The 22,984-nt window shown below is 54.9% G+C and carries 18 protein-coding genes and 1 pseudogene; 3 read left to right on the top strand and 16 right to left on the bottom strand.

Annotation, left to right across the window (positions count from 1 at the left end):
* Window positions 1-62: 62 nt before the first annotated feature.
* The 10 genes from QMP16_RS16845 to QMP16_RS16800 form a co-directional block, all read right to left on the bottom strand.
* Window positions 63-1,052, bottom strand: a complete 990-nt coding sequence (locus tag QMP16_RS16845) for a nuclear transport factor 2 family protein (RefSeq protein ID WP_282153309.1) — start codon at window positions 1,050-1,052, stop codon at window positions 63-65.
* The gene (locus QMP16_RS16840; RefSeq protein WP_282153308.1) at window positions 1,049-2,092 is read right to left on the bottom strand and encodes a LacI family DNA-binding transcriptional regulator; all 1,044 of its coding nucleotides are present in this window, start codon (window positions 2,090-2,092) and stop codon (window positions 1,049-1,051) included. The genes QMP16_RS16845 and QMP16_RS16840 overlap by 4 nt, the downstream gene beginning before the upstream one ends.
* A complete protein-coding gene (locus tag QMP16_RS16835; protein ID WP_282153307.1) occupies window positions 2,092-2,856 on the bottom strand; it encodes an SDR family NAD(P)-dependent oxidoreductase in 765 nt (254 codons plus the stop codon). The genes QMP16_RS16840 and QMP16_RS16835 overlap by 1 nt, the downstream gene beginning before the upstream one ends.
* Window positions 2,856-3,908: an ester cyclase gene (locus QMP16_RS16830; protein ID WP_282153306.1), complete on the bottom strand. Its 1,053-nt coding sequence runs from the start codon at window positions 3,906-3,908 to the stop codon at window positions 2,856-2,858. Before QMP16_RS16830 ends, QMP16_RS16835 begins: the two co-directional genes overlap by 1 nt.
* The gene (gene hisD, locus QMP16_RS16825; protein ID WP_282153305.1) at window positions 3,905-5,236 is read right to left on the bottom strand and encodes a histidinol dehydrogenase; all 1,332 of its coding nucleotides are present in this window, start codon (window positions 5,234-5,236) and stop codon (window positions 3,905-3,907) included. The genes QMP16_RS16830 and hisD overlap by 4 nt, the downstream gene beginning before the upstream one ends.
* A gap of 11 nt (window positions 5,237-5,247) precedes the next feature.
* Window positions 5,248-5,778: an ester cyclase gene (locus QMP16_RS16820; protein WP_282153304.1), complete on the bottom strand. Its 531-nt coding sequence runs from the start codon at window positions 5,776-5,778 to the stop codon at window positions 5,248-5,250.
* Window positions 5,779-5,905: 127 nt separating this feature from the next.
* A complete protein-coding gene (locus tag QMP16_RS16815; RefSeq protein WP_282153303.1) occupies window positions 5,906-7,060 on the bottom strand; it encodes a carbohydrate ABC transporter permease in 1,155 nt (384 codons plus the stop codon).
* Between the two features lies 1 nt (window position 7,061).
* Window positions 7,062-8,084, bottom strand: a complete 1,023-nt coding sequence (locus tag QMP16_RS16810; RefSeq protein WP_282153302.1) for a carbohydrate ABC transporter permease — start codon at window positions 8,082-8,084, stop codon at window positions 7,062-7,064.
* Window positions 8,085-8,150: 66 nt separating this feature from the next.
* Window positions 8,151-9,362 (bottom strand): ABC transporter substrate-binding protein, encoded by a 1,212-nt coding sequence (locus QMP16_RS16805; protein WP_282153301.1) that lies wholly within the window; start codon window positions 9,360-9,362, stop codon window positions 8,151-8,153.
* A gap of 48 nt (window positions 9,363-9,410) precedes the next feature.
* A complete protein-coding gene (locus QMP16_RS16800; RefSeq protein ID WP_282153300.1) occupies window positions 9,411-10,484 on the bottom strand; it encodes an ABC transporter ATP-binding protein in 1,074 nt (357 codons plus the stop codon).
* 152 nt (window positions 10,485-10,636) lie between these two features.
* Here QMP16_RS16800 and QMP16_RS16795 point away from each other — a divergent pair, with 152 nt between their 5' ends.
* Window positions 10,637-11,650 (top strand): nuclear transport factor 2 family protein, encoded by a 1,014-nt coding sequence (locus QMP16_RS16795; RefSeq protein ID WP_282153299.1) that lies wholly within the window; start codon window positions 10,637-10,639, stop codon window positions 11,648-11,650.
* Window positions 11,647-12,537, top strand: a complete 891-nt coding sequence (locus QMP16_RS16790) for an amidohydrolase family protein (RefSeq protein WP_282153298.1) — start codon at window positions 11,647-11,649, stop codon at window positions 12,535-12,537. The genes QMP16_RS16795 and QMP16_RS16790 overlap by 4 nt, the downstream gene beginning before the upstream one ends.
* A 114-nt stretch (window positions 12,538-12,651) precedes the next feature.
* On the opposite strand, the pseudogene QMP16_RS16785 reads toward QMP16_RS16790, so the two are convergent.
* The 5 genes and pseudogenes from QMP16_RS16785 to QMP16_RS16765 all read right to left on the bottom strand — a co-directional run bounded on the left by QMP16_RS16785 (window position 12,652) and on the right by QMP16_RS16765 (window position 18,024).
* Window positions 12,652-13,331 (bottom strand): annotated as a pseudogene (locus tag QMP16_RS16785) (IS6 family transposase).
* Window positions 13,332-13,436: 105 nt separating this feature from the next.
* Window positions 13,437-14,327 carry a DUF2950 family protein gene (locus QMP16_RS16780; RefSeq protein ID WP_282153297.1) on the bottom strand — a complete coding sequence of 297 codons (891 nt, stop codon included), beginning with the start codon at window positions 14,325-14,327 and terminating at the stop codon, window positions 13,437-13,439.
* Between the two features lies 1 nt (window position 14,328).
* Complete coding sequence (locus QMP16_RS16775; RefSeq protein ID WP_282153296.1) at window positions 14,329-15,642, bottom strand: DUF3300 domain-containing protein; 1,314 nt, start codon at window positions 15,640-15,642, stop codon at window positions 14,329-14,331.
* A gap of 313 nt (window positions 15,643-15,955) precedes the next feature.
* Window positions 15,956-16,948 carry an MBL fold metallo-hydrolase gene (locus tag QMP16_RS16770; RefSeq protein ID WP_282153295.1) on the bottom strand — a complete coding sequence of 331 codons (993 nt, stop codon included), beginning with the start codon at window positions 16,946-16,948 and terminating at the stop codon, window positions 15,956-15,958.
* Between the two features lie 122 nt (window positions 16,949-17,070).
* Window positions 17,071-18,024 (bottom strand): LuxR C-terminal-related transcriptional regulator, encoded by a 954-nt coding sequence (locus QMP16_RS16765; protein WP_348774609.1) that lies wholly within the window; start codon window positions 18,022-18,024, stop codon window positions 17,071-17,073.
* Window positions 18,025-18,539: 515 nt separating this feature from the next.
* On the opposite strand from QMP16_RS16765, the gene QMP16_RS16760 reads away from it, so the two are divergent.
* Window positions 18,540-21,188, top strand: a complete 2,649-nt coding sequence (locus tag QMP16_RS16760) for an AsmA family protein (protein ID WP_282153293.1) — start codon at window positions 18,540-18,542, stop codon at window positions 21,186-21,188.
* A gap of 346 nt (window positions 21,189-21,534) precedes the next feature.
* Here the strand turns inward: QMP16_RS16760 and QMP16_RS16755 are convergent, their stop codons facing one another.
* The gene (locus tag QMP16_RS16755; protein ID WP_282153292.1) at window positions 21,535-22,971 is read right to left on the bottom strand and encodes an MFS transporter; all 1,437 of its coding nucleotides are present in this window, start codon (window positions 22,969-22,971) and stop codon (window positions 21,535-21,537) included.
* Window positions 22,972-22,984 lie beyond the last annotated feature (13 nt).

Here is a 22,984-nt window from a genome sequence, read left to right as displayed (position 1 = left end):
CGACGGGCTCCGGCTTCACGCAGACCACCTGCAAGGATACGATATGCGACCGGACGGGCCACTCAGACCTCTCCGCTCTGCAACAGTATCTGCTTCCAGACCGAGGTTTCATCGAACAGAGTATATTCACGGCGCAACTGCGGCTGCCCCGCAATCAGTGCGCCAAACTCGGCATGGCTGATCCCGAGGACATAAACCTGTGCCCCCGTCGGCGCCCCGAACATGCCCCAGCCGTCATGCTTGCCCCAAAGGCTCCAGCGAATTGCTGATCGCGGCGGCATATCCGGGTCGTCGCGCCCGATCTGGTGTTCAATCTTGAATTCAGCATTCGGGAAACTTGCCCGCAGCCCCATCCAGAAACGATCGACGGCACCCCAGCCATGCCCCGTGGCGCCGCCCACATATTCAGACTGCACCGCACGGTCATATTCGGTCGCGATTGTGCCCATATCGGCATTCATGATGCGGTTCAGGATATCAGCATATCGCTGCCCCCACTCATTATCGTTGCCGCGCCCCTTGTAGGGGCCAGGCTGGTCAATCTCGGGGGTCAGAGGTTTGACGCAGCTGTCCTTACCGCCCTCGCGCGCAATCAGATCAGCGGCGTATTCCTTTGGGTCCCAGCCCATCTGCCGCACAATCGCGCCCTGATCGCGGATCAACCATTCGTCGTTGATCTGGTTGTCGATGGCGTGGCAGTCGGCCAGAATTCGATAGCATAGCTTTGTACCCGTAGGCTTGCCGTAAACCCCTTCGGCCAGATGCGTGGCCGTAGATAGGATGCGGTGAGAGCTGAGCATGCCTTCTTCCGGCGTGCCCGACCAGATCACATCTTCACCCATCAACTGCCGGTCCGGAAACTCGGCCAGGGTCGCCATCGTCGCGCCGATCACATTCTGATTCCCCAAAACCACCGAACCGGGTGAGCGAACGACGATATCTTCGCTGTAATACTCGTGCAGGGTTGCGATGCCCCGGTCTTCCCAGATCTCTTTGGTAATTCCGATGATATAGTCGGGAAAATCCCGGAACTTGAGATCAAAGCCTTTCATGTTTTCATCCTTTGCGGGGTCCAGCCTTTGGGCAGCCGTGCCGAAGTGCGCACGATCAACGGCCCATCAATCGCGACCTTGCGGGCTGCGGCAACTGCCGGGTTTTCAATATGGTCCAACAAGGCATCAACGGTTTCCGCAACCATCAGGTTGGCGCGTTGACGAATGGTGGTGAGGTTATAGGCAAGCCATCCGGCCTGCGGTACGTCATCGTATCCAACGATAGAAACGTCTTCTGGTATACGCATTCCGAGTTCAAACCGAATGACGTCCATCACGGCAAGCGCCATATGGTCATTGGCGACGAATACCGCGTCGGGTCGTTTTTGCGGTTCAACATCAAACATGCGGCGCGCGGCCAATCGCGCATTCTCGGTCAGGAACTCTCCGATTTCGTAGGCGTACAGATCCTGGCCTGCATCACCGAGTGCGGCGCGAAACCCGGCCTCGCGGTCTCGCTGGGTTGAAGCACCCTGCCAACCCGCAATGTAAGCGATGCGACTGTGGCCTGCGGCAATAAAGAATTCAGCGACCTTGCGACCGCCGGAATAATTGTCAGAGGTCACCGAGGTGATCCCGTCGATATCCTGACTACGGTTGAACAACACGACTGGTACACCAGCTTGTTGGCACCGTGTCGCGATATCGGACGACATCGCAACCGAGGCCAGGATCACGCCATCAACCTGATAATCAAGAATTTCCTCCATAACGTCGTCAATGTTTCCGGCGGTTCTGGAGGCCATGAAGATCAGGACGTGATACCCCTGCTCCTGCAACTCGTTCGACAACTTCTCGAGCGCTTCGGGATAAAAATAATTGTCCAGATAGGCGACGACCAAACCGATGATGCGGCTTTTGCCCGACACCATCGCGCGCGCCAACACATTGGGGCGATAGCCAAGCTCGGTCGCGGCTTTGCGCACCTTTTCTTCCGTCTTCTTGCTGACCGAGGCACCGGGCGTGAAGACGCGACTGACGGCGGATTGGCTGACACCGGCCAGTTGCGCGACCTGGAGTGATGTTACTTTCTCAGCCATCAATCTGCTGTCCAACCTCCGTCAATCAACATCGAGGTGCCTGTAACCAGCGCTGAGGCATCCGAGGCGAGGTAGCGTACCGCACCCATGATATCTTCGACCTCGCCCACGCGACCCAGTTTTATCTTTTCCATGATCCACGCGGCGCGTTCTGGGTTGTCAAAGGTGGATTGGGTCAGAGGCGTTCGAATGAAAGTCGGGCAGACCGTGTTGATCCGAATGCCCTGCTTGCCCCATTCGATGGCCATGGATTTGACCATACCTTCGAGCCCATGCTTGGTTGCACAATAGAGCGCCCTGTCTACGCCGCCCACATGGCCCATTTGGCTGGAGATGTGGATGATCGAACCTGGCCTGTCAGCCTCGATCAAGGCACGAGCGGCATAGGCCGACAGGAAGTAAGCCGAACGCAGATTGACGCCCGTGACAACATCGAAATCCTCTGGTGTTGTCTCAATTGCAGCACTGTGCCGTGCAACCCCGGCCGAATTCACAACGATATCAAAGCTTCGCGTTTCAAAAAGCTGCTTTAGCGCATCCAGATCGCCCTGATCCAGAACCAACGCCTCGGCCGACCACCCCTCTGCCTGCAGAGCAGTGACAGTTGCATTCAACCGATCTTCGCCTCTGGCAGCACAGACGACATGCGCGCCCGCCTCGGCCAAAGCAACTGCACAGCCCTGCCCGATACCCGAAGAAGCTCCGGTCACAAGGGCGGTTTTTCCGCTCAGGGAAAAAGAAGGGGTGCGTGGCAGTTCAGTCATCAGCTCATTCCATCCGGTATATCAATGCGCCCCATGTTTCGGGCCTTGTTGAATTCCCGCAGACGGGCAAAGACGTCAACGCCTAGCTGGCGATACGCATCCAGAAGATCGACCAGCACCCAGTTTTCACGAATGCGCCCGTTTTCCAGCCGCCAGAAATCGAGGCTGCGCATGGTGATCTTCTTGCCCGCAGGCGCGATCCCCATCCATCCGTCATGGGTGACGGTCTGGATCATGTTAGGCCAGCCGGTCACAGCCGCGTATTCGCCATCGCCGAAGAAGTGATAGGTGATGTCGTCCACGTACTGCCCGCGATCCGGCATCCCGTTCAGAAACGGGATCTGGTGCCAGTTGCGAAAGCCTGCGTAGCCACGCCCGGTTCCAATGCCCGACGGCCCGTACCAGTTCATGCGCGGATGCCAGAACCGTTCCATCTCCATCACCTCGGGGCCGCCTTGCGACGGGTGTTTCTTGAGGTGCTCCAGCATGTCGATGATGTGTTTGCAGGTCTCTTTACCTTTGGCCTCATCATGGGGCCCAGGCACTAACCCGTCCTGCGTGGCCGGCCCGGGCACGTGCCATTCGCGGCCAAGACTGGGGGCCATGGGCCAGGCACTTGCGTGCATCATCACCTCGGGGATATCCCAAAGAGCTTGCATTTCAGCAACTTTGCCGTTTTCGAAACGGTAAAACTCATGAAACCGCATGGTGACCTGCTGGCCAGTCGGCGGGATGTCCAGCCACGGGCCGGTGGACGTACCGGTGTAGTAGCCGCCGCATCCAATCCAGTCAGAAACATGTTCATCCGGTCCACCCATGACGATATAATCCCGCCGTTCCAGATCGGGCCAGGCAACCAGCAGGTCTTTATAGGCGCGGTCATAGAAAGCGTCGCTGCCAATGCTGTCGCCAAAAGGATGGCATAGGTGGAAAACGGCGTCCGAGGCCGTTACCTCGGCCAGTGCCGCGCGAACACCGGCCTCGGAAAAATCATACATCGCGGCCCTGAGCGGAGCGATCAGGGCCTTATGCTGAGTATGTCTATCACTCATTCAGCTGCATCCCGATAAGGCGCGGGTTCGCCATAGGGCACATTGATGCCCCCATAGCGACGCACGCGGACGTTGCACTGTTCTGCGTGGCCTACAAAACCTTCCAACATGCACAGACGCGAGCCGTATTCGCCGATTAGTGTCGCCGCCTCGTTGGTCATAACTTTCTGATAACTATGCGTTTTCAGGTACTTCCCAACCCAAAGCCCACCGGTGTAGCGCCCCGCCTTCTTCGTTGGCAGCGTGTGGTTCGTACCAATCACCTTGTCCCCGTTTGACACGTTGGTGCGCGGACCAAGGAACAACGCGCCGTAGCAGGTCATATTCTCAAGGAACCAGTCGTCACGATCCGTCATCACCTGCACATGTTCCGAGGCGATATCATCAGCGACCTGCAGCATCTCGTCATACGTGTCGCAGACAATCACCTCGCCATATTCATCCCAGGACACTTTCGCGGTGTCTGCAGTCGGCAGGATGCCCAAAAGGCGGTCCACCTCGGACAGTGTCTCTTTGGCAAGCTTGTGAGAGTTGGTCAGCAGCACACAGGGGCTGTTATAGCCGTGTTCGGCCTGCCCCAGCAGGTCGGTTGCGCACAGTTCGGCATCTGCTGCGGTCTCGTCCGCGATCACCATGGTTTCGGTGGGACCTGCAAACAGATCAATGCCAACGCGCCCGAACAACTGGCGCTTGGCTTCCGCAACAAAGGCGTTGCCGGGGCCAACCAGCATGTGAACCGGATCAATCGTCTCGGTGCCCAAAGCCATCGCACCAATGGCCTGAATACCGCCCATAACGTAGATTTCATGCGCGCCACCCAAATGCATGGCCGCAATCACTGCTGGGTTCGGCTTGCCTTTGAACGGAGGCGTACAGGCGATGATACGAGGGACACCCGCGACCGAAGCCGTGGCCACGGACATGTGGGCCGAAGCCACCATTGGAAACTTGCCACCGGGGACGTAGCATCCGACCGATTGCACAGGAATATTCTTATGGCCAAGGATCACGCCCGGCAGGGTTTCGACCTCAATGTCCAGCATTGAATCCCGCTGAGCCTGCGCAAAGTTGCGCACCTGTTCCTGTGCGAATTTTATGTCGGCCAGTTCCCTATCGGTCAGTTGACCGATTAAGTCATCGATTTCCTTCTGGCTCAGGCGGAACGAGGCTGGCGAGTAGTTGTCGAACTTCTCACTCAACTCACGCACCGCAGCATCACCGCGGGTTTCAATGTCTTTCAGCGTCGCCTCAACCACGGCGCGGGTCTTGGCATCATCTTCAGCCCGGTCCGCATCGGATTTGCCGCGTTTAAGATACTCGATTGCCATGTTTCCAATCCTCAGTTTTCGGGCCGGGGTGGACATTTCTCACCCCGGTCAAATGCTTCCCAGCCTTCGCCGTTGAACAGGTCGACGCCTAGTTGCGCCGCGACATGTGCGAAATCGACATTCACCCAGTTGTCGACGATCTTGCCGTCAACGACTTTCCAAAAATCCATATAGCGGATCTCGACACGCTTGCCGGTGGGGGCGATGCCCAGAAACTCTCCGGAATGCGTGGCTTCCTGACGGCCAAAGGCTGCCGCCCACTCGCCCATGTAAAGGCGGGCCTCATCAATGCAGGTCTTGTCCGAAAACGCCGCTTGAAACGGGCGCTGCCAGTTTTCCTGAAACTCTTTCAGCCCGGTTTTGGTGCCGCAGCCTTGATTGCCCATCCAGCGGAAGCCTTGGGTGAAGAATTCTCCGATATCATCAATGCGGTGGTCGTTCAGACCATCCACCATGGTTTCAATCACGCGGCGCGTGTCTTCGGTTTTGCTCATGTCCGTGTCGCGGGTCAGAACCGCTTGTTCGGGACGGGAACCTTTCATGTCTATGTCCTTTCAGGTTGCCAGAGAGAGAGTTTGGGGATCGCAGCCCCTATACTCAGAAAGTCCCTCGGCATCCTGTTCAGCGCCGGGTGGCGCGACATGGCGTTATGGCGTGCATGGTTACTCATCAGCCTTTGACCGCTCCGGCTGTCAGACCGCTGACGATCTGGCGCTGGAAGATCAGTACAAGGAAGATCAACGGCGCAGTGATCGACACGGCGGCGGCAACCGCGACCACTTGGTCGGTTGTAGTCGTCTCGCGGTTGAACATGCCGACGATGGCAGGAACCATCGTCTGGTTCTGCGCGTCCAGCAGCAACGCGGTGACAAGAAAGTCGTTATACGCCAGCAGGAAACTGAACAGGCCTGTGGTGATCACCCCCGGCCACATTACCGGCATGATCACACGGCGGAAGGCCTGAAAATGGCTGCAACCATCAACGCGGGCGGCCTCATCCAGCTCTGCCGGGATATTCTGAAAGAACGAACGCAGCATCCAGATCGTGAATGGCTGATTGATCGCGACCAGAACGGCGATCACCGCAAATGGCTTGCCGTAAAGCGTTGGTGCGTTTTCACCCAGGATCGGGGCCAGCCATTCAGCCGAGTTGATGAAAACCGGCAGATAACCAGCCACCAGCACCGAATGCGGCAGGGCCCGGAACACCAAGGCTACAATTAGGATCCAGAAAGCCAAAGTCGATCCAGACCGTGCCAGACCATATCCCGCCAACGTCCCAACGGTCAGCGACACGGTCACCACACCTGTTGTCACGATCAGGGAGTTCTTGAAGTTGTTTGAAAAGCCCCGGTCAATCCAGACGGTCTTGTAGTGTTCGGTGGTCAGGCCAAGCACGTCCTGGCCCAAGGGCCCGAACCACGGGTTGAGCACGTTTAGAACGGCCGGCAGGACGACAAAGAACACCACGAGAAAGCCCACCAAAACGACCAGTACGCCAATGACCCAGCCGAACCACTCCTGCCCGGGTTTCGAGTAGGATTTTACCATCGACGGCAGTGTTTTGGTGGCGATGACTATCGTTGCCCAGATCACCGCGACACCCAGAATGATGTCCAGCAGCGACAGACCCTTGCCAACCCCCAGAGTGGCCGGACCAAAAATCACGTTCAGCGCGTTACTGTCGAATGCATCGACTGGCGATTTGAAGCTCATCACCACGATCCAGAAGATCGGGAAGGCCGCAATCAGGCACCAAAGCGCCAGAAAGATGTTCGAGGTCAGCCGCAGGCTGAGCGGTTGGCGAAGCGCGCGCGAGGACATGTCAGTGACCTCCTTTATGATCGCGCCATGTGCGGCGCAGCGGAAGGATAAGCAGGATGACAACGCCAATCATGGTCAGCATCGAGTTGGCCGAGGCACGGCTGATCGACCGGTTGCCCGCCTGATCCGGCGTCAGGTAGTCAAACGTCAACCACTGTAGCGAGATCACATAGCCCTGGCTTGAGAAGCCAACGATTTCTTCGAACACGCGGTAGCTGTCCATTAGGTGGATCATCGATACAAATATGATTAGCGGCATCAGATGCGGAATGACGATGTATTTCAGCCGCTGCCAGCGGGTCGCCCCGTCAATAACCGCGCTTTCCAGACTGTCCTGATTGACCGTTTGAAGACCGGCGTAAAAGATGATGGCCGCAAAGGGCGCCACGTGCCAGACGCGGTAGATCATCATCAGGACTTCAATCGTCCAAGCCTGCGCGAACAGGGCTATGTCACGGTTCAGCCACCATTCCATCATCGCAGTCAGGATACCGTCGCCGCGAAACAGCCAATTGATTGACAGAACTCCGATCACCGGCGTGATGATGAAAGGTAGTAGAGAGACGAATATCACCGGACCGCGGATAGAACGCGCAGCATTGTTTATCAGGATCGCGATCCCTAACCCGCAACCGACCACCAGCGGCAGAGTGATCAAAGTAAACGTCAGTGTGAATCGCAGGGCCTTCCAGAAATTGATCGTCGACAGCACATGCCAGCTGCCGTCACTTATGGCGCGCCATGCGCGGTCAGGTTCCAGAACATTGCGATAGCTTTGCAACCCCACGTATTGGGTTTGCGTGATGATCTCACCATGCTCATCCAGCTTTGGCTGCGACACCTTTTCGGTCACACAGGTCTGGGTCAAGAAACCGGGGGTACAGGTTTCTTTTTCAACCGTCTCATAGATCGGCTGGGTGATATAGAAACTCTGCTGGAACACGCTGACCAGCGGGAACGCGATAAAGAGAAGCATCATAAAGACAGAGGGACCGACAAAAGCAGCAAATGTCCGGAAATTCATGGCTCTGCCTTTCTAATGGTTCTCGGGGGAAAAGGATGGGAGGGCCGGAGCCCTCCCAAGGGAGGATCAGTTGCTGATCAGACCCGCTTCTTTCGCGGCAGTGACGTAGTCTGCCTCGATATCGGCCAGAGTCGTCTGCGCGTCTTTGGCACCGGTCAGGTAATCGGCCAGTCCGTTACCCAACGAGGTGTGCATGATGCCCATAGGACCGGAAGCCGGGTAAGCCTTGGCACCGCCTTCAGCGGACGCTGCAGCACCTGCAGCCAAAGGACCTGCAGAATAGGCCGTGCTCAGCCATACGGCGACATCGTTGTTCGCACTGACCGTATCGGTGTCCATGCCCTCAAGTGCGACGCGGAAGGCAGCATCCGCTTCTTCGTCGCTCATGTTCGAAGCCAGAACAATACCGTCCCACCAGATTGTGGTCGCCGGAACCGCCGATCCCATTGGAGCCGCGGCCATGGTCACCTTGCCAACGACCTGGCTTTCGGCCTCATCGTTCATCGCAGCGGCACGGCTGGCCCACAGGTTCGCCATCGCGATCTTGCCCTGCTGGAACTGCTGTTGCACATAGGTCGAGTCAGAGACCAGGTATTCCGGGTCCATATACTCGGTCATGGCCTTCAATGTCTCAAGCGCTGCTACGCCCTGCTCGTTATTGATTGCAGGCATGTTGCCGTCACCAAAGAACGAACCGCCCTCGCCCAAATACATGTTGACGAATTCCTGACCGAGATTCCAACCGGTCTTGAACGTCCCACCAATGGGATAATCCATCACGCCGGCTTCCTTAATCTTGGCAGCTGCGGAAAGAACATCGCCATATGTCTTGGGCTCTTCGATGCCCAGTTCAGCCAGAACATCGTCGCGATACATCAGGTGCTGCGCATTCACCATCATCGCAATCGCCATGGTCTTGCCATCGACTTTGATCAATTGATTGGGCAGCAAATCCTGACCGTACTTCTCAACCAGATCGTCCAGCGGACGGATCGTACCGGCGTTGAGCAAAGGCACCAGAGTTGCGTTCGAAACACCGCCGATCTGATAAAGCGCTGGATCGGCCGCAAAGGCTTCGGGTTGCTTTTCACGGAATTCCTGGTCCAGCGAAGCACTGAAGTTGCCGCATTCCGCCATTGCATCGGTGACCGCTTTCCAGGCTTCAAACCCGGCGGACAGCGATTTCAGTGGCACATCATTTTCAAAGGCGCATTCCGCCCATGCGCCGGTGGCGGCGATGGACATGGCACCTGCCATAAGGATCGTCTTGAGTTTCATGCGTTTCTCCCTGTCAGGATCGGTCCGTCGTCGACGTCCGGACCGGTGTTAAGCCCGTTTGGGCTGTTTGTGGGGGCGTTCCCCAATCCGCGCACCGCTTTCAGCTTCAAAGAGGTGACAGATTTCTTTCGGCACCGAGAACGAGACTGTCTCGCCAATCTCGGCGCGGTAGGCTTTATCGGCTTTAACCGATACCAGAGCACCGCCGACCCGGACCGAGATCATGGTCGCGTCGCCCAGCAATTCCAGCGTGTAGATCGGCGCTGTGATCTGGCCCTGCCCTTCGGCAAGGCTGGCATCCTCGGCGCGGAAGCCCAGCGTCATAGGACCGTCTGGGGCATCCACTGGGATTTCGACGTGTTCGGCACGGAACATTCCACCTGAAACGTCGCCATCCATTAAATTCATCGCGGGTGAACCAATGAAGCTGGCCACAAACGTGTTTGCCGGCATGTCATAGATTTCCGTGGGGCTGCCAACCTGCTGCACCACGCCCTGTTTCATCACCACAACGCGGTCGGCCAGCGTCATCGCTTCGATCTGGTCATGGGTCACATAGATCGTCGTCACCGCCAGCTCGTGACTGAGGTTCTTAATCTGCGCCCGGGTCGAGACCCGCAGTTTGGCGTCAAGATTCGACAGCGGCTCGTCCATCAGGAACACGTTTGGTTCGCGCACAATGGCACGGGCGAGCGCCACTCGCTGTCGCTGACCACCTGAGAGCTCGGCGGGTTTGCGATGCAGAAAATCGTCCAACTCTACCATCGCGCTGGCGCGGCGTACCTTCTCGTCGTGAGTCGACGGGTCGATGCCGCGCACCTTCAGCGGAAAGCGGATGTTCTCATAGACGTTCATGTTAGGGTAGAGCGCATAGCTCTGGAACACCATCGCAACGTCGCGGTCCTTCGGCTCCAGATCGTTGATCACATTGCCATCGACCAGGATTTCGCCCTCGGTCACGTCCTCAAGCCCTGCGATCATCCGCATCGTCGTTGTCTTGCCGCAACCCGAGGGGCCGAGCAGGACCAGAAACTCGCGATCAGCAATGGTCAGGTCGAAATTGTGAACCCCAACGAATGAGCCCCATCGCTTGCCGACGTTCCGCAATTGAATTTCCGCCATGGTGCCCCCTGCAAGGAATCATTTTGCATACGTTTGCAAAACTGTAATTCGCATACGTCAATTCAGGCAAGACTTTTTTGCATACGTATGCAAAACTGACGCAAATACCCGACTCAACCCGGCTTCGTGCCTCTCGTAAAACTCTGATCACAATGGCAAATACCGTGACCTTCCAGACTGAAAAAAAACTCGTCTCTGCGTTTCACACCGCGTTGGATTCCGCGACAGAACAAGAAATCCCGAAGGTAATGAGCCAATACTGCGCCCCGGATCTGAAGTGGCGCGGCTTTCACCCATTCAACGAAATCAATGGCGCCGAACAGGTTGCCCGGCAGTTCTGGCAACCACTAAAGAGCAGCCTGACCCGCCAGCAGAACCGTGTCGATATCCTGTTCGCAGGGCAAAACTCGCTGCGGGACGAGGCCGACGTCTGGGTCGTGTCCATGGGGCATTTGATGGGGCTGTTCGATCGTCCGTGGCTGGGCATTCGCCCAACTGGCAAGCTGGCATTCCTGCGCTATTGCGCGTTCTACAAGGTCGCCGGTGACAGGATTGTCGAAACAGCGATGTATTTCGACATACCGCACCTGATGGTACAGGCCGGGCAGAATCCGTTCCCCCCACAAACAGCAGCGCATTTGGTGCAACCCGGACCAAGACCCCATGACGGCCTACTGCTGAACGCACAACCTGCTGAAGAAGGCGAAAAGACCCTGGCGATCATCAATGCGATGATCTCGGATCTCGGCCAATGGGACAGTGGGTTGTCGCTTGAGGATGAATTGGCCCAAACCTGGCACCAAGACATGATCTGGTGGGGACCCGAAGGGATCGGCGCGACCTACACGATAGAACGCTACGCCGAACAACACTCTGGACCGTTCCGCGCCGCCTTCTCGGACCGATCAAAAACCAAACATGTTTGCCGCATGGCTGAAGGACATTATGGAGGCTTTTTCGGCTGGCCGAATTTCACGGCGCGGCCTACCGGCGGGTTCATGGGCATGCCCTCCACCAAAAAAGCCGGTGAATTCCGGGTGATCGACATCTATCGACGCGAGGGTGAAAAGCTGGCCGAGAACTGGATCTTCATCGACCTGCTGCATTTCTGGAAACAACAGGGTGTCGATATTTTGGGGCGTATGGCGAAAGTACCGCGGACATGACCGGCTGGATTGATGCGCATCACCACCTTTGGGACCTTGATGCAGTGCATTACCCTTGGCTGATGGCGCCCGGGGTAGAAAGGTTCTTTGGTGATCCGACACCGATTCAACGGAATTACCTTCTGCGCGAGTTCCGGTCCGAAGCCGCGCCTTGCGGTATCCACGCCTCGATCCATATTCAGGTTGGGGCCGAAAACGGTCTAGATGAAGCCAGATGGGTTCAATCCGCCGCCGATGCCAATCCAGACTGGTCGATGGCGCAGGTAGTGTTCTGTGACCTGACCTCCGACGACCTATCCGCTCAGCTTGACGTTTTTCAGGCCCTCCCGACTGTGCGTGGCGTGCGTCAGATCGTTGGCCGCGCACCCGGAGAGGACGCGCAGACAGGCACCAATTCTCTGCTGGACAATCCGCAATTTCTAGACGGACTGCAGGAGGCCGGACGGCGCGGTCTCAGCTTTGATCTGCAGCTCGTTCCCGAACTAATCGAAAAAACTGCTCGAATTCTCGCGCAGACCCCGGGCACACGGGTCGCTCTGTGCCATGCAGGATCACCGCATGACCGCAGCCCGGCAGGTTTGAAAGACTGGGCTCAAAGACTGCACACGCTATCAGATCTGCCGCATGTCTCATGCAAACTCTCTGGTTTGGGCATGTTCGATCACAACTGGACGCCTAACAGTATTCGCCCGATCGTGGAGGTATGTCTTGAACAATTCGGACCAGAGAGGGTCATGTTTGGCTCAAATTTCCCGGTCGATAAGCTCTATAGTGATTACGTCTCTCTGGTACAGGTTTGCCGCAATCTGGTGCCCGCTGAGGCGCATTCGGCGGTGTTCCATGAGACCGCTGCGCGTTTCTATGATCTTGAGGGGCCCGGGGATTAATGTTCACTTTTGAAAGCACAGTAAAACTGGAATGGATCGACTACACCGGCCACATACAAGAGATTCCGTCGCAAAGTTAGCGGTTATTAGGAAACCCGCCTTTGTGTCGATGGGTTAGGCGGCCAGTTCTGCGAACTGTTGAAATGGACAGAGTCCAAGCGTGAAATAACCTTTGCGGATCATGTGCGCGACTTCGATTGCCGAAAGGGTTGCAGATGCAGATTCAAAGGACATGAAGCCAAGCATCGGGCGGATTCATCTTTTAAAAGACCTGTGATCTTGTTCTTCGATGAATTTAGGTAGTTCCGCCTCACCATCTCGATCGGGGGTAGGCAAACAAAACCTTAGAGAATCCTGTTTAAAGCCTTGATAGTGGCTGAGTCGGCACCGATTTTGTCGCTGACAATTTTTCGCGGTAGTCCATTAGTCTGCGACATCCGGGCGTAGAATTTTGTCGCCGCCGGTTTGTTTCGACGTTGTGAATGCATGAAATCGAGAGTTTTGCCGTGCTTGTCGGCGGCTCTATGGAGGTAAGTCCTTGTTTCTTTTATCTTAAAGTAAGTTTCATCCATTCGCCAGTAGCGGTCGCATGGGCCATTGCGGGGGCGTGCTGTGTCAGCAATTTCCCAGGAGGATCGTTTCACCGAGCGGTTCAGCGTGGCGTGATCGACGGAAACATTTCGCTCCGCCATGATCTCTTCCAGATCGCGGTAGAATATGCCCTATCGAACAAAGAAGAACACCGCGAATAGGATCACATTATTCGGATATTTTGCACCCTTGAAGGATATCATGAGCTGGCTTTCGACTTGATACGACCGACAGTCATTCATTCACTAATTCCGAAGGCGCCATTGGCCGAAAATTGGCATCAGAACCAAAGCTCGAACAACAGGCAATCACTCGGTTGGTGACCAATTCTGGTCGGGATCGTAGGTTGATATTTCAGCCGTTATTTTTAATGTATCCGGGCCAAAGTCTGCTTCGTACACAATGCCGTTTTCGCCCACCAAAAAGGAGTGGATGCCCGTCTCTCCGTAATCCGAAGGCACCGCAAGCAAGGCGTGTCCTGCGACGAACCAACCGTTGACAAAATAGGAATAGTCACCACCCGGAGCATTCGGCCCCTGCCCCTGCAGAATTGTGAAGTAATACCCGAGGAAAGGTTCGGGTTCGTAATCGGCCTCACCGTCGCTCCACCCCGAGGCGGCGGCGCGGGCAAGTGCGGCTCCGACAAAACTGTCTTCTTCCGGCCAGAAAAGGCCGTTTCGCTCGCCGGGATCCGATATGATGGTCCGGGCAAACTCCATAACGCCATCGCCATTGTGATCCACAAAACGGAACGCTGCCTGAAGATCGACATAGGCCTCAAGCGTTTCGATCACATCCAATTCGTTCAAACCGATTTCACGGGCCGAAAGTTCTTCGATCCCGGCCGCCAAATCAAACCGCCAGCCGGTTTCGCCTTGCAGAATTGGGATTGGAAAGGGCCAACTGTCTTCGCCCAACAAAAGGACCACACCATCATCATCGGGTTGAAAGCGGTATCCTTCAGAGTACATGCCAAGCACGTCTTGCCTTCTTTGCTGATCTTCCGCAGGATCGCCAGTTCCGATCACGTCTTCTGCCTCGGGTCCGAATATCTCAAGCAGCTTGTTCTGATCACCGTCCTTTAGGGCTTGGACAAAAGCATCCAATGCGGTCTGCGGAGTTTCGAACAGTGCACCGTCGGAAAATGCCGGTCCGGCCACCATGGCAAGAAGTACGATAGAAAAACCCGATTTACGCATGTTACCGTCTCCTCTTGGCTTTGGCAGCGTGACCACGTCTGGACGCCTTGTGGGCTTGGGCGCCTGACGCTTTTTTCTTCATCGCATTCCCTTTGGACGAGGCGGACTTACGCTGGGTCACAGCCTTCTTTGCCTGAGGTTTCTTTTTGACAGGCTTTTTCGCCGCATCCGGACGTTTGGTCCGATCGATGGCCTGTTGTTTGGCTTCGGCCTTGTCCCGATCAACATTCCCGCGGTTCACCTGCGGCAGAGATTTGTCGCCACTGCCCCGATTTGCCAGAGCACCTCCTGCGATGGCCCCTGCGCCTGCACCGGCGGCAACCGCCGCTGCACCGTCGCGGCTAATGTCTGCGGCACCGGATTCACGGCTCAGTTTTGCACGGAGTTCGTCCGTGCGGCCCTCGGGCCGGTTAACGGGCAAGTCACCGCGGCCACCTTCCGGCCTTTTGTGATCGGCGATCTTATCCCGGGCTTCCTGTTGGCGGTCAGGATCCGGGTTCCATCCGATATCGGTACGGTCGCCAAGATTGATGTCATTACCGATATTGACGTTGCCATCGACGTCGATGTCAATGTCGGGGTTTCTGTATATTGGGCCACCGCCCCACCCGCCGCAATTTCGGCACCCCCAGTAGCCATACCAGTCGTCGTCATCGTCAAAAATCTCGTCGATCAGCGCCACAGTGCCAAAGGTCAGCAACGCCGCCCCCACCACGTCACCGGTCGAAGGGCCGGTGTAGACTGTCTCGGGATTGTATTGCGGGACGTAAACTGTTTCGGGTTCTGTCGGAGTGATGATGACCGTGTCGTCGTTAGACACTTCGACGGTTTGCTCGGGTCCTGAAACAAGGGCACCGCTGTCAATTGCCTGATCTCGCATGACCTGAACCGCATCCATCACATCATCGGATTGCGCCAGCATGGCTGTGCCCATTGTCTCGGTCCAATCAATATGTGTGGCCATCTGACCAACGACTTCGGGGAACGCCGTCGCCAACACACTGACAGAAGGATCCCAGCCCATCGCTTCGATTTCCGGCTCAAGCTCAATGGGGTCCCGCTCGGCGTTATCCAGCAAATACCGTTCGGCCTTCACAATCTCGATCGGCTGTGTCGCCGCGACGAAAACCTGAATCAGCAACGTGTCCGGATAAAGAGCCACCGGAGCGACCAATATTTGCAATTCCGCATCCGTTAGAAGATCGGAAGAATTCACCGAAGCGTCTTGCGGTTCGGTTGGGTCGTCGGATGCCTCTTGCGCAAACAGCACCGTGGATACGCCGATACCGAGTGCAAACATCAAATATTTTAACATATTGCGATCCTTTAATTTCTATCAGGTTCACCCAAAAATCCGATTCTGGCAAATGAACGACCAAAAGCTTCGCCAAAGTTTGCGACGATCCGCGAACCGTCCTCGGAGAGTTTATTGCCCCAAGCTTCACGAAGAACCGTTTCGAGCTCGCAATTGTTGTTGGCGTCCAAAACGTCCGCTTACAGCCATTGGACAAGGGCCGATCACGTTTGCGAAAACGACGAATTCAAAAGGTACGTTACGGTCTTATTAATCTCGTCTGCCACGCAGACTACAGATTAGGTGGGGCGACGTAGCCCCACCTGCCAAGTTGTCAGGTTGTTTGGGCGTTATGCCCGAAATAGAAGAACTCACGATCCATGCCGGCAACGTCATCAGCTTCCAGTGATAGGCTGGCGGTGTCTAGCATCTTGTAGCTCTTTTGCGATTTCACCCATTCGTCTGCGTTTTCCAGGGTCGTCAACGTATAGCTGGTGGTCTCACTCAGATAGTGCGTCGGAATGATGATTTTTGGCCTGAGTTTGGCAACGATGTCATTGCCCTGCTGGTAATCCAGAATGTGCTGGGATCCGTCAACTGGTAGCGTCAACACATCGACCTGGCCGATGGCATCCCAGAATTCCTGTGGCGGATTATGGCGATTGTCGCCCCATATCAAGGTGCGGATGCCACCGGTTTCTACCAGATAGACTACCATATCCATGTGGCTGACATTGTCGGGCGGACAAGCCTGTACACCGAACTCACCCAGCGCGTTTGTCCAGTTGTACCAACCCGGTGCCCGACAAACGTGCTTGTCAGCAAAGCCCATAATTTTAATGTCTGCAAATTCAAAGCTGCCTACCATCCGATCCAGTACCATCGTCGAAACAGGTCGGTGAATGGCGTCGTGATCGAAATGGGTGTGCGTTGACATGCAAATATCCACCGACGTTTCCGGGAATTCGTTTTTGAACCAAAGCCCCCACGCGCCCGACGGATCGTCTCGCCAGGGATCGAACAAAACTGTCGCTCCGCCCGGAGAAGTAATCTTGATTGCGCAATGACCGAAATAGTCGATACCAACCGCGCCCTCGACGGTGCTGCCGGTTGTTTTCTGCAGCTCGATCACACCGTTGTTGTTGCCTGGCTGGGTCCAATCCGTGGATTGTGCTTCGGCCGGCGACGTACTCAGGACAGTCGCCGCACCCCCGAACCCAGCTGCTCCAGCCGCCATGAAGAAGGATCGGCGCGACAGTCCCGGTGCCAAATGGTCCTTGTCACCGCGCAGCAGCGTCGGTCTCAGATTAAGCTCGTCTTTATCCATATCGCTTGTCCCTGTTGTGGAATGATCCGGGCTTGTCCTCGGACGACGCAAGGGTACCAATCAGGATTGCTTCAACAGGCATTGAATTTTCATGGGTAAAATATGGGGAAGACCCCCATAGTCTATTGCATCGAGAGCAGCAAACTCCTCAGGTTCTGCCCGCTGCGACGCAATCCAAGCTTTGAGCGAATATTGTTCCGGTGAAACTCGATCGTACTGGGTTCACGCGAAAGCGTATGGGCGATGTCCTTGGTTGTTTGACCGCGCATGATCATCTGCGCAATCTCCTGCTCGGTTGGTGTCAACATCTCGAAAACCGTGGTGAGTTTTCCGCTCATTTCTGACGTTACGGACTTCAGGCTTTCTTCTGCCAACTCCAGATATGCACGTCCGGCGGGGTCTCCCTCCAGCCTGCTGCGCAATTTGACCAAATGCGGCACGACCAATCCTTTAATCTGACGTAGTATTCTGGTGTCGTACTCTTCCCGTGATGTTTCGACGCTGCTGAGCAGCACACGAAGCGCCGTATTTGCCTCATCAAGATCCGCTGTGCGGTTGTCAACACGCTGTTCCAGCTGGTCCAGGGTAGCCTGCAATTCTGTTTCAAGCGTAATGCGCCGCTCAATCTCGACAAGCAACTCAAGATCAGCCTCAATTACCCTTGCAAACTCCCGCAAGCCTTCACGAAACAGCAAGGCGCGTCGGTTGCGTCGGGAGTCGAGGACGCAAATGGTGCCAAATATCGATCCATCCGGCCATTTGAGGGGGTAACCAACGTAGAACCGCATTCCATGTTCCATATCGTCATTGTCGACCCAATCAGGATCACAAGTCGCATCCTCGACCGTCAGCTCGCCATCTCGCTGCAGAACACCGTAACAGTAGAGTTTTTCGTTCAGTGTGAATCTGCGGTCAGTAGAATATGGATTCCCCTCGGAATTGCTGGTCACAAAAACGGAATGATACGGTTCGTGTGTTCGCATGACCAAACTTGCGGGCACATCGGCAACGCGCGCGATCAGATCAACAATCCGCTGCCATTTCTTGACTGTCTCTTGCGATATCGACGGTTTCAAGTGACTGGACCATCCCTAAAACACTCGATGTAATTTACTGATCTGAATCGTGATCCGACAAGTAATTTGTCCGACCTACACCTGCGTATTCTTGAAATGCCCGAGCCAACTTAAGATATCCCACGTGCTATTCTGGCTGGTGAATTCATTGCGACTTCATTGATTGATGAATTCACTTATGAAAGCAATTCTATGGAAGTGCGAAATCGAAGGAAATTGGTTGCCAGTATTTAGGAGGATGCGCCTAGCCGCCGAAGTCACAGCTCCTGCAACCTGTCCGTTTTTGGTCAGTTACTTTCGCTTCAAGCCAGCTGTTTTGAAACTGGGTGCAGCAGCACAAACGATACTTTGTCGTTTCACTATGTCTTTGCTGTCTGCCAAATCAGCGAGAGTTTTCATCTGTAAGTTCAAGGTCATTCAGAGTTCAGAAAATTCACCGACCATATATTCCATTAACTTAATGATTAAATGGTCTAGGCTGCCCACCGGATGAATCGGAGTTTTAGGAGAAGAACGTGCGATACATTGCAAAAGGTATTTTGATTAGTTGCGCTGTCGCGTTTGTCGCTGTGTTAGCAGCTTGGCTTTTCCTGTCTTCTCCGTTGTTCTCTTCTGTCAGGACGACTTTCGTCGAAAATCTGATCTCCAAGAAACTTGGTCAGGAGGTTAGAATAGAAGACGAAGTGCGTCTGGGCCTTGGCCGGCAATTGCAGGTGTCAGCGGCAGGTCTCGAATTACCCGGTTCTCAGAATGCTGATGTGAACCTTGCAGCAATCGATGAGATCGAGTTTGAAATTTCCGGGCGCGACCTTTGGAACAGTAAACTGTCACTGAGTGGTCTTTCACTCTCAGGTGTTCATCTGAACCTAATCACAGACAAAGACGGCTTCGGAAACTGGCAGCCCATTTCCCAAACGGAAGCCGAAGCCGGGAAACCTGCAAATTCCCCGACGCCGCTGTTAGCCGGAATTCTAACGGACCGCAAAATTGATCTGACTGATATCGCCATTCTTTATCAGAACGATTTAAACGGACTTGAGTTAGATCTGCAGCTTCCTGAACTGCTCTTAAAGCGTGATACGGAAACCGATGTTGCGACCGCAGTTGGGGCCGGTTCGTTAAACGGAGAGAGTTTTGATCTGAACGCGACATTCCCCGCAGAAGACCCATTTCAGTTGGCGATTAATTTCGAACAGATTTCGATTGTCGCCGAGGAAGTCCCTCAAGAAAACGGTCTGCAAGTGGCAACGACCGTGGAGATTGCCGAACTTGGCCAGCTTCTCGATATCCTGAAGCTTAATCGCGTTTTGGAAGGGACAGGGAATATTGGTGCAACGTTCAAATCAGTCGACGGTGTGGCACGAATTGACGACCTATCTGTATTGGCTAAATTGGAAGGCGGACAAAGCCTTTCGTTGACGGGGCAGATCGGGGAATTGGGAAATCCGGAAGACGTATCGTTGACAACCCGCATTCGGTTGTACCCTGAAGATGCTGAACCAGCCCCGGCCGCATCGCGGTATGATCTAAAACTTGTCGCAGTCGACATGGTTATCGACAGCGTACCCGGGCAGGTTCCACAGCGGCAAATGGTCATTAAGACCAACGGGTTCACATTGGACACCTCTGGCGAGGGTCCGCCCCCGATTAAGTTCTCCGAGCTTTCCAGAACACCAGAAGGCGCCTTAAGGGTCGGAAGCATCAACTTGAGAATTGGAAACCCTGCTGATCCGTTTATTATCTTGAACGGTTCCGTCGATGATGCGCTGCAGTTGCAAGGAATATCAGCCGAAGGTCTAATGGATATTCCGGCAGCCAGCTTGATCTCGCCAGAATTGTTGGGACCAGACGACCAACTCGGCAGGTTTTCCGGCAACTTTCATTTGAACGGCGACATCAGTCAGCTTTCGTTGACAAATTTAGATGGAAAGACAAGTGAAACAGAAGTCTGGAACCTCGAAGTACATGGCACTGTCAAGAACGTACTCAAGTTCGAGGACTTGGATTTGGCAATTGATGTCGAAGTCCCATCTGGTGCGGACCTTCTGGAGGCACTATCGCTTGAACGCGTGGAAACCGGACAGGCTCGCCTTGAAATCGACCTCGCTAGCGAAGGCACCGATTGGAACGCGAGTGCCAATGTCGAAGTTGCTGAATCTGTCCTGGAAATTGTCGCCGATCTTGATGATGCAACAAGTAACCCTGTGCTGAAGGGTTCCATAGAGAGTGACCTGATAAAGATAGATCATATTCGAACCATCATTCAGGCCGCCGCACAGTTGCGGAAGCTAGGCGGTACGGAGCCCAACGAGGAAGACGTCAATCAAGAAGCAGGTGACACTGGGCCTTTAAGAGATGTGACGCTTAAACCAATTGGGCGTTCAGTTCTCTTGTCCGGTATGGATATGGATGTCGACATTGACCTTCGGCACATAGAAGGTGCCAAAGGAATTAGCAGTTTGCAGAGCGAACTGACGCTCGACAAGAATGAGCTTAAAGCTGGGCCTTTGAAATTTGAATACGGAGGCGCTCATTTCGACGTCACCGTGCAAATGGATCTATCAAACGACGCGCGTCTGCTCACGCTGACCGGCAAGGCAGGCGGCTGGCAGCTGGATGATATTCTTCATGGTCTGAAATTCAAAAAAGGCGCAAGCGGTACGATCTATGCAGATTTTTCGGTGACCGGTGGAACCGATTCATCTAAACATTTTATCAATAGCATGAGTGGCAACGCCACAGTTTCAATGCGTGACGGTTCGATCGAGACACAGCTTTTAGATCTGGCAGGACTAGGGGTGCTACCTTGGGTGTTTACCAAAGAAAAACAAAAGGTTGCCCCAATCGTATGCTTACGCGCACCGATTAGTATCTCCAATGGAAGTATTTCGACGAAGCAAACCACATTGGAAACAGATCATGTCCAAGTTGTCGTCTTTGGCGGCGTCGATGTAGCCGGCAAGGTATTGGATTTAAATCTACAGCCCCGCAAAATTGGCGAACCTCTTTCGAAAAGCCCCTGGCCAGTGACTTTGAAAGGCCCACTAGCTAAGCCGAAAATCAAGGTCAAGGACGGCCCGAAGCGATTGAAACGAACAGATGGTGCAGACAAAATGCCTGCCAAAAGAAAACTCTGCGTCCCGGATATATTGCAACTGCAGTAGTGGTGGAGGCAGTTGGTTCCGGAACAAATCTAGGGTTCAAGAAAGATAACAATGCTCCCAAAAAGGGATTTCTGCTTTGGATACATTCCAGACTCTGGATGCAGCATGACATTTGCCTTGTGGAAGGCTGTCTACACAAGCGAGGACGGCCCAGTGCAGCCACCCGATCGGGGCCATGTCACGCTCCGGCGCTGCCCGCCATTGCTGCCGTTGATGCACTACGCAGCATCCATAAGTGGTCTGTTGTTGGGGCAACACAATCCGTGTTGGTTTTCACCTGAAAGTACTATTGGACTGTTTCGATTCCTCTTGCCTAAAATCATGTCCAAGCCCGAACTGTGTGGCATCAACCCGGTCTCAAACTTAATAATCCCATGGCGATCAGGGCCAAACATGCAGTGGCCGTAAAGGTCATCGAAAAAGCATGTGCAATATCCGCAACCGGAGCATTCGCAGTATCTCCCGTCCCGACTATGGCAACAAACAGTGTGGATATAGCAGAAGCACCCGTCATCAGACCCAAATTCCGCGAGAGCCCGAGGAGGCCAGAGAGTCGGCCTCGCTGTTCACTGGCAGCGTGGATCAGAACTGCTGTGTTGTTGGCGGCGAGAAAAAGTTGAAAGCCAGGCGTCAGGATGATGAGTGAGATCAAATAGCCGCCGACTCCGAAGTATCGCGGCAGGTATCCCAAGCACAGCAGACCAAGCGTGGTTTGCACAAGGCCGATGATCATCGCACGATCTGCGCCAACCCGATCTGTTACCCAACCGGCCGGAACACCGAAAAGCGCGGCGACCAATGGCCCCACCGCCAAAACCAAACCAATGGCTGCATCGTTCAACCCCAGAGAAAAAGCTAGATAGAACGGACCAACAACCAAAGTTGACATCATGATTGCACTGACCAGCAGGTTCATCAAAAGCCCGATACTTGTTCTCTGGTCGCGGAGCAATTTCATGGGCACCAGTGGAGAGGCCACACGGGCTTCGACCATCCCAAACACGACGATTGCGATCAAAACATTGAAAATAAGCACGCCCGGAGACAACGGAATGCTTGATGCCCCACCGCTGGTTGCCACCGCGTAGGCTGAGAGAGCTATCACCAACACAAAGGTTCCCGGAAAATCCAACTCTCGGAAAGATACGGTCCTCCGTTCGCAATCGCGCGTGATAGAGGCGACGGACAGACAAAGCGTGACACTGGCGAACCCGGCAAGAAACCAGAATGCCATGCGCCAGTTGCCCATAGCAAGTAGCACACCACCCAGCGAGAGACCCAAAGCAGTCCCGGCAGCGGAAGTCGTCCCGAGCAACCCCATCGCCGTGCCTAACCTCTCTGTCGGGACGAGGTCACGTGCGATAGACATCGGAAGCGCGATCAGGATCGCTCCGCCAAGCCCCTGCAACGCACGTCCAGCGATCAACAAGCTGAGGCTGGGAGCCGTCGCGCTTAATACTGACGCTGCTATAAAAACGATGAGACCTAAGACCAGCAAGCGACGATGGCCGAATAGATCGCCAAGCCGTCCGGCCGACACGACGGCGATGGTCACTGATGTGAGATAAGCCAGCATTACCCATTGCACCTCCGACACTGTGGCGGAGAAGCTGTGTGCAAGTGTCGGAAGCAGTACCGCCGCTATACTGATTCCCAATGAGGCGGTCAGTGTCGCCGCAGCGAGGGCAATCAGGATGGGAGTGGGATTTTGTGCCTGTATCGCATCGGTCATCGTAAATTCTCTTGTCTCGTGTACCAGTGAGAAGTTACTCTGCCACTTCAAGTCAACTTGAGGT

It is taken from the genome of Ruegeria atlantica (genome assembly GCF_947495585.1).
Classification (GTDB): Bacteria; Pseudomonadota; Alphaproteobacteria; order Rhodobacterales; family Rhodobacteraceae; genus Ruegeria; species Ruegeria atlantica_G.
This window is presented reverse-complemented; position numbering and strand designations above follow the sequence as displayed.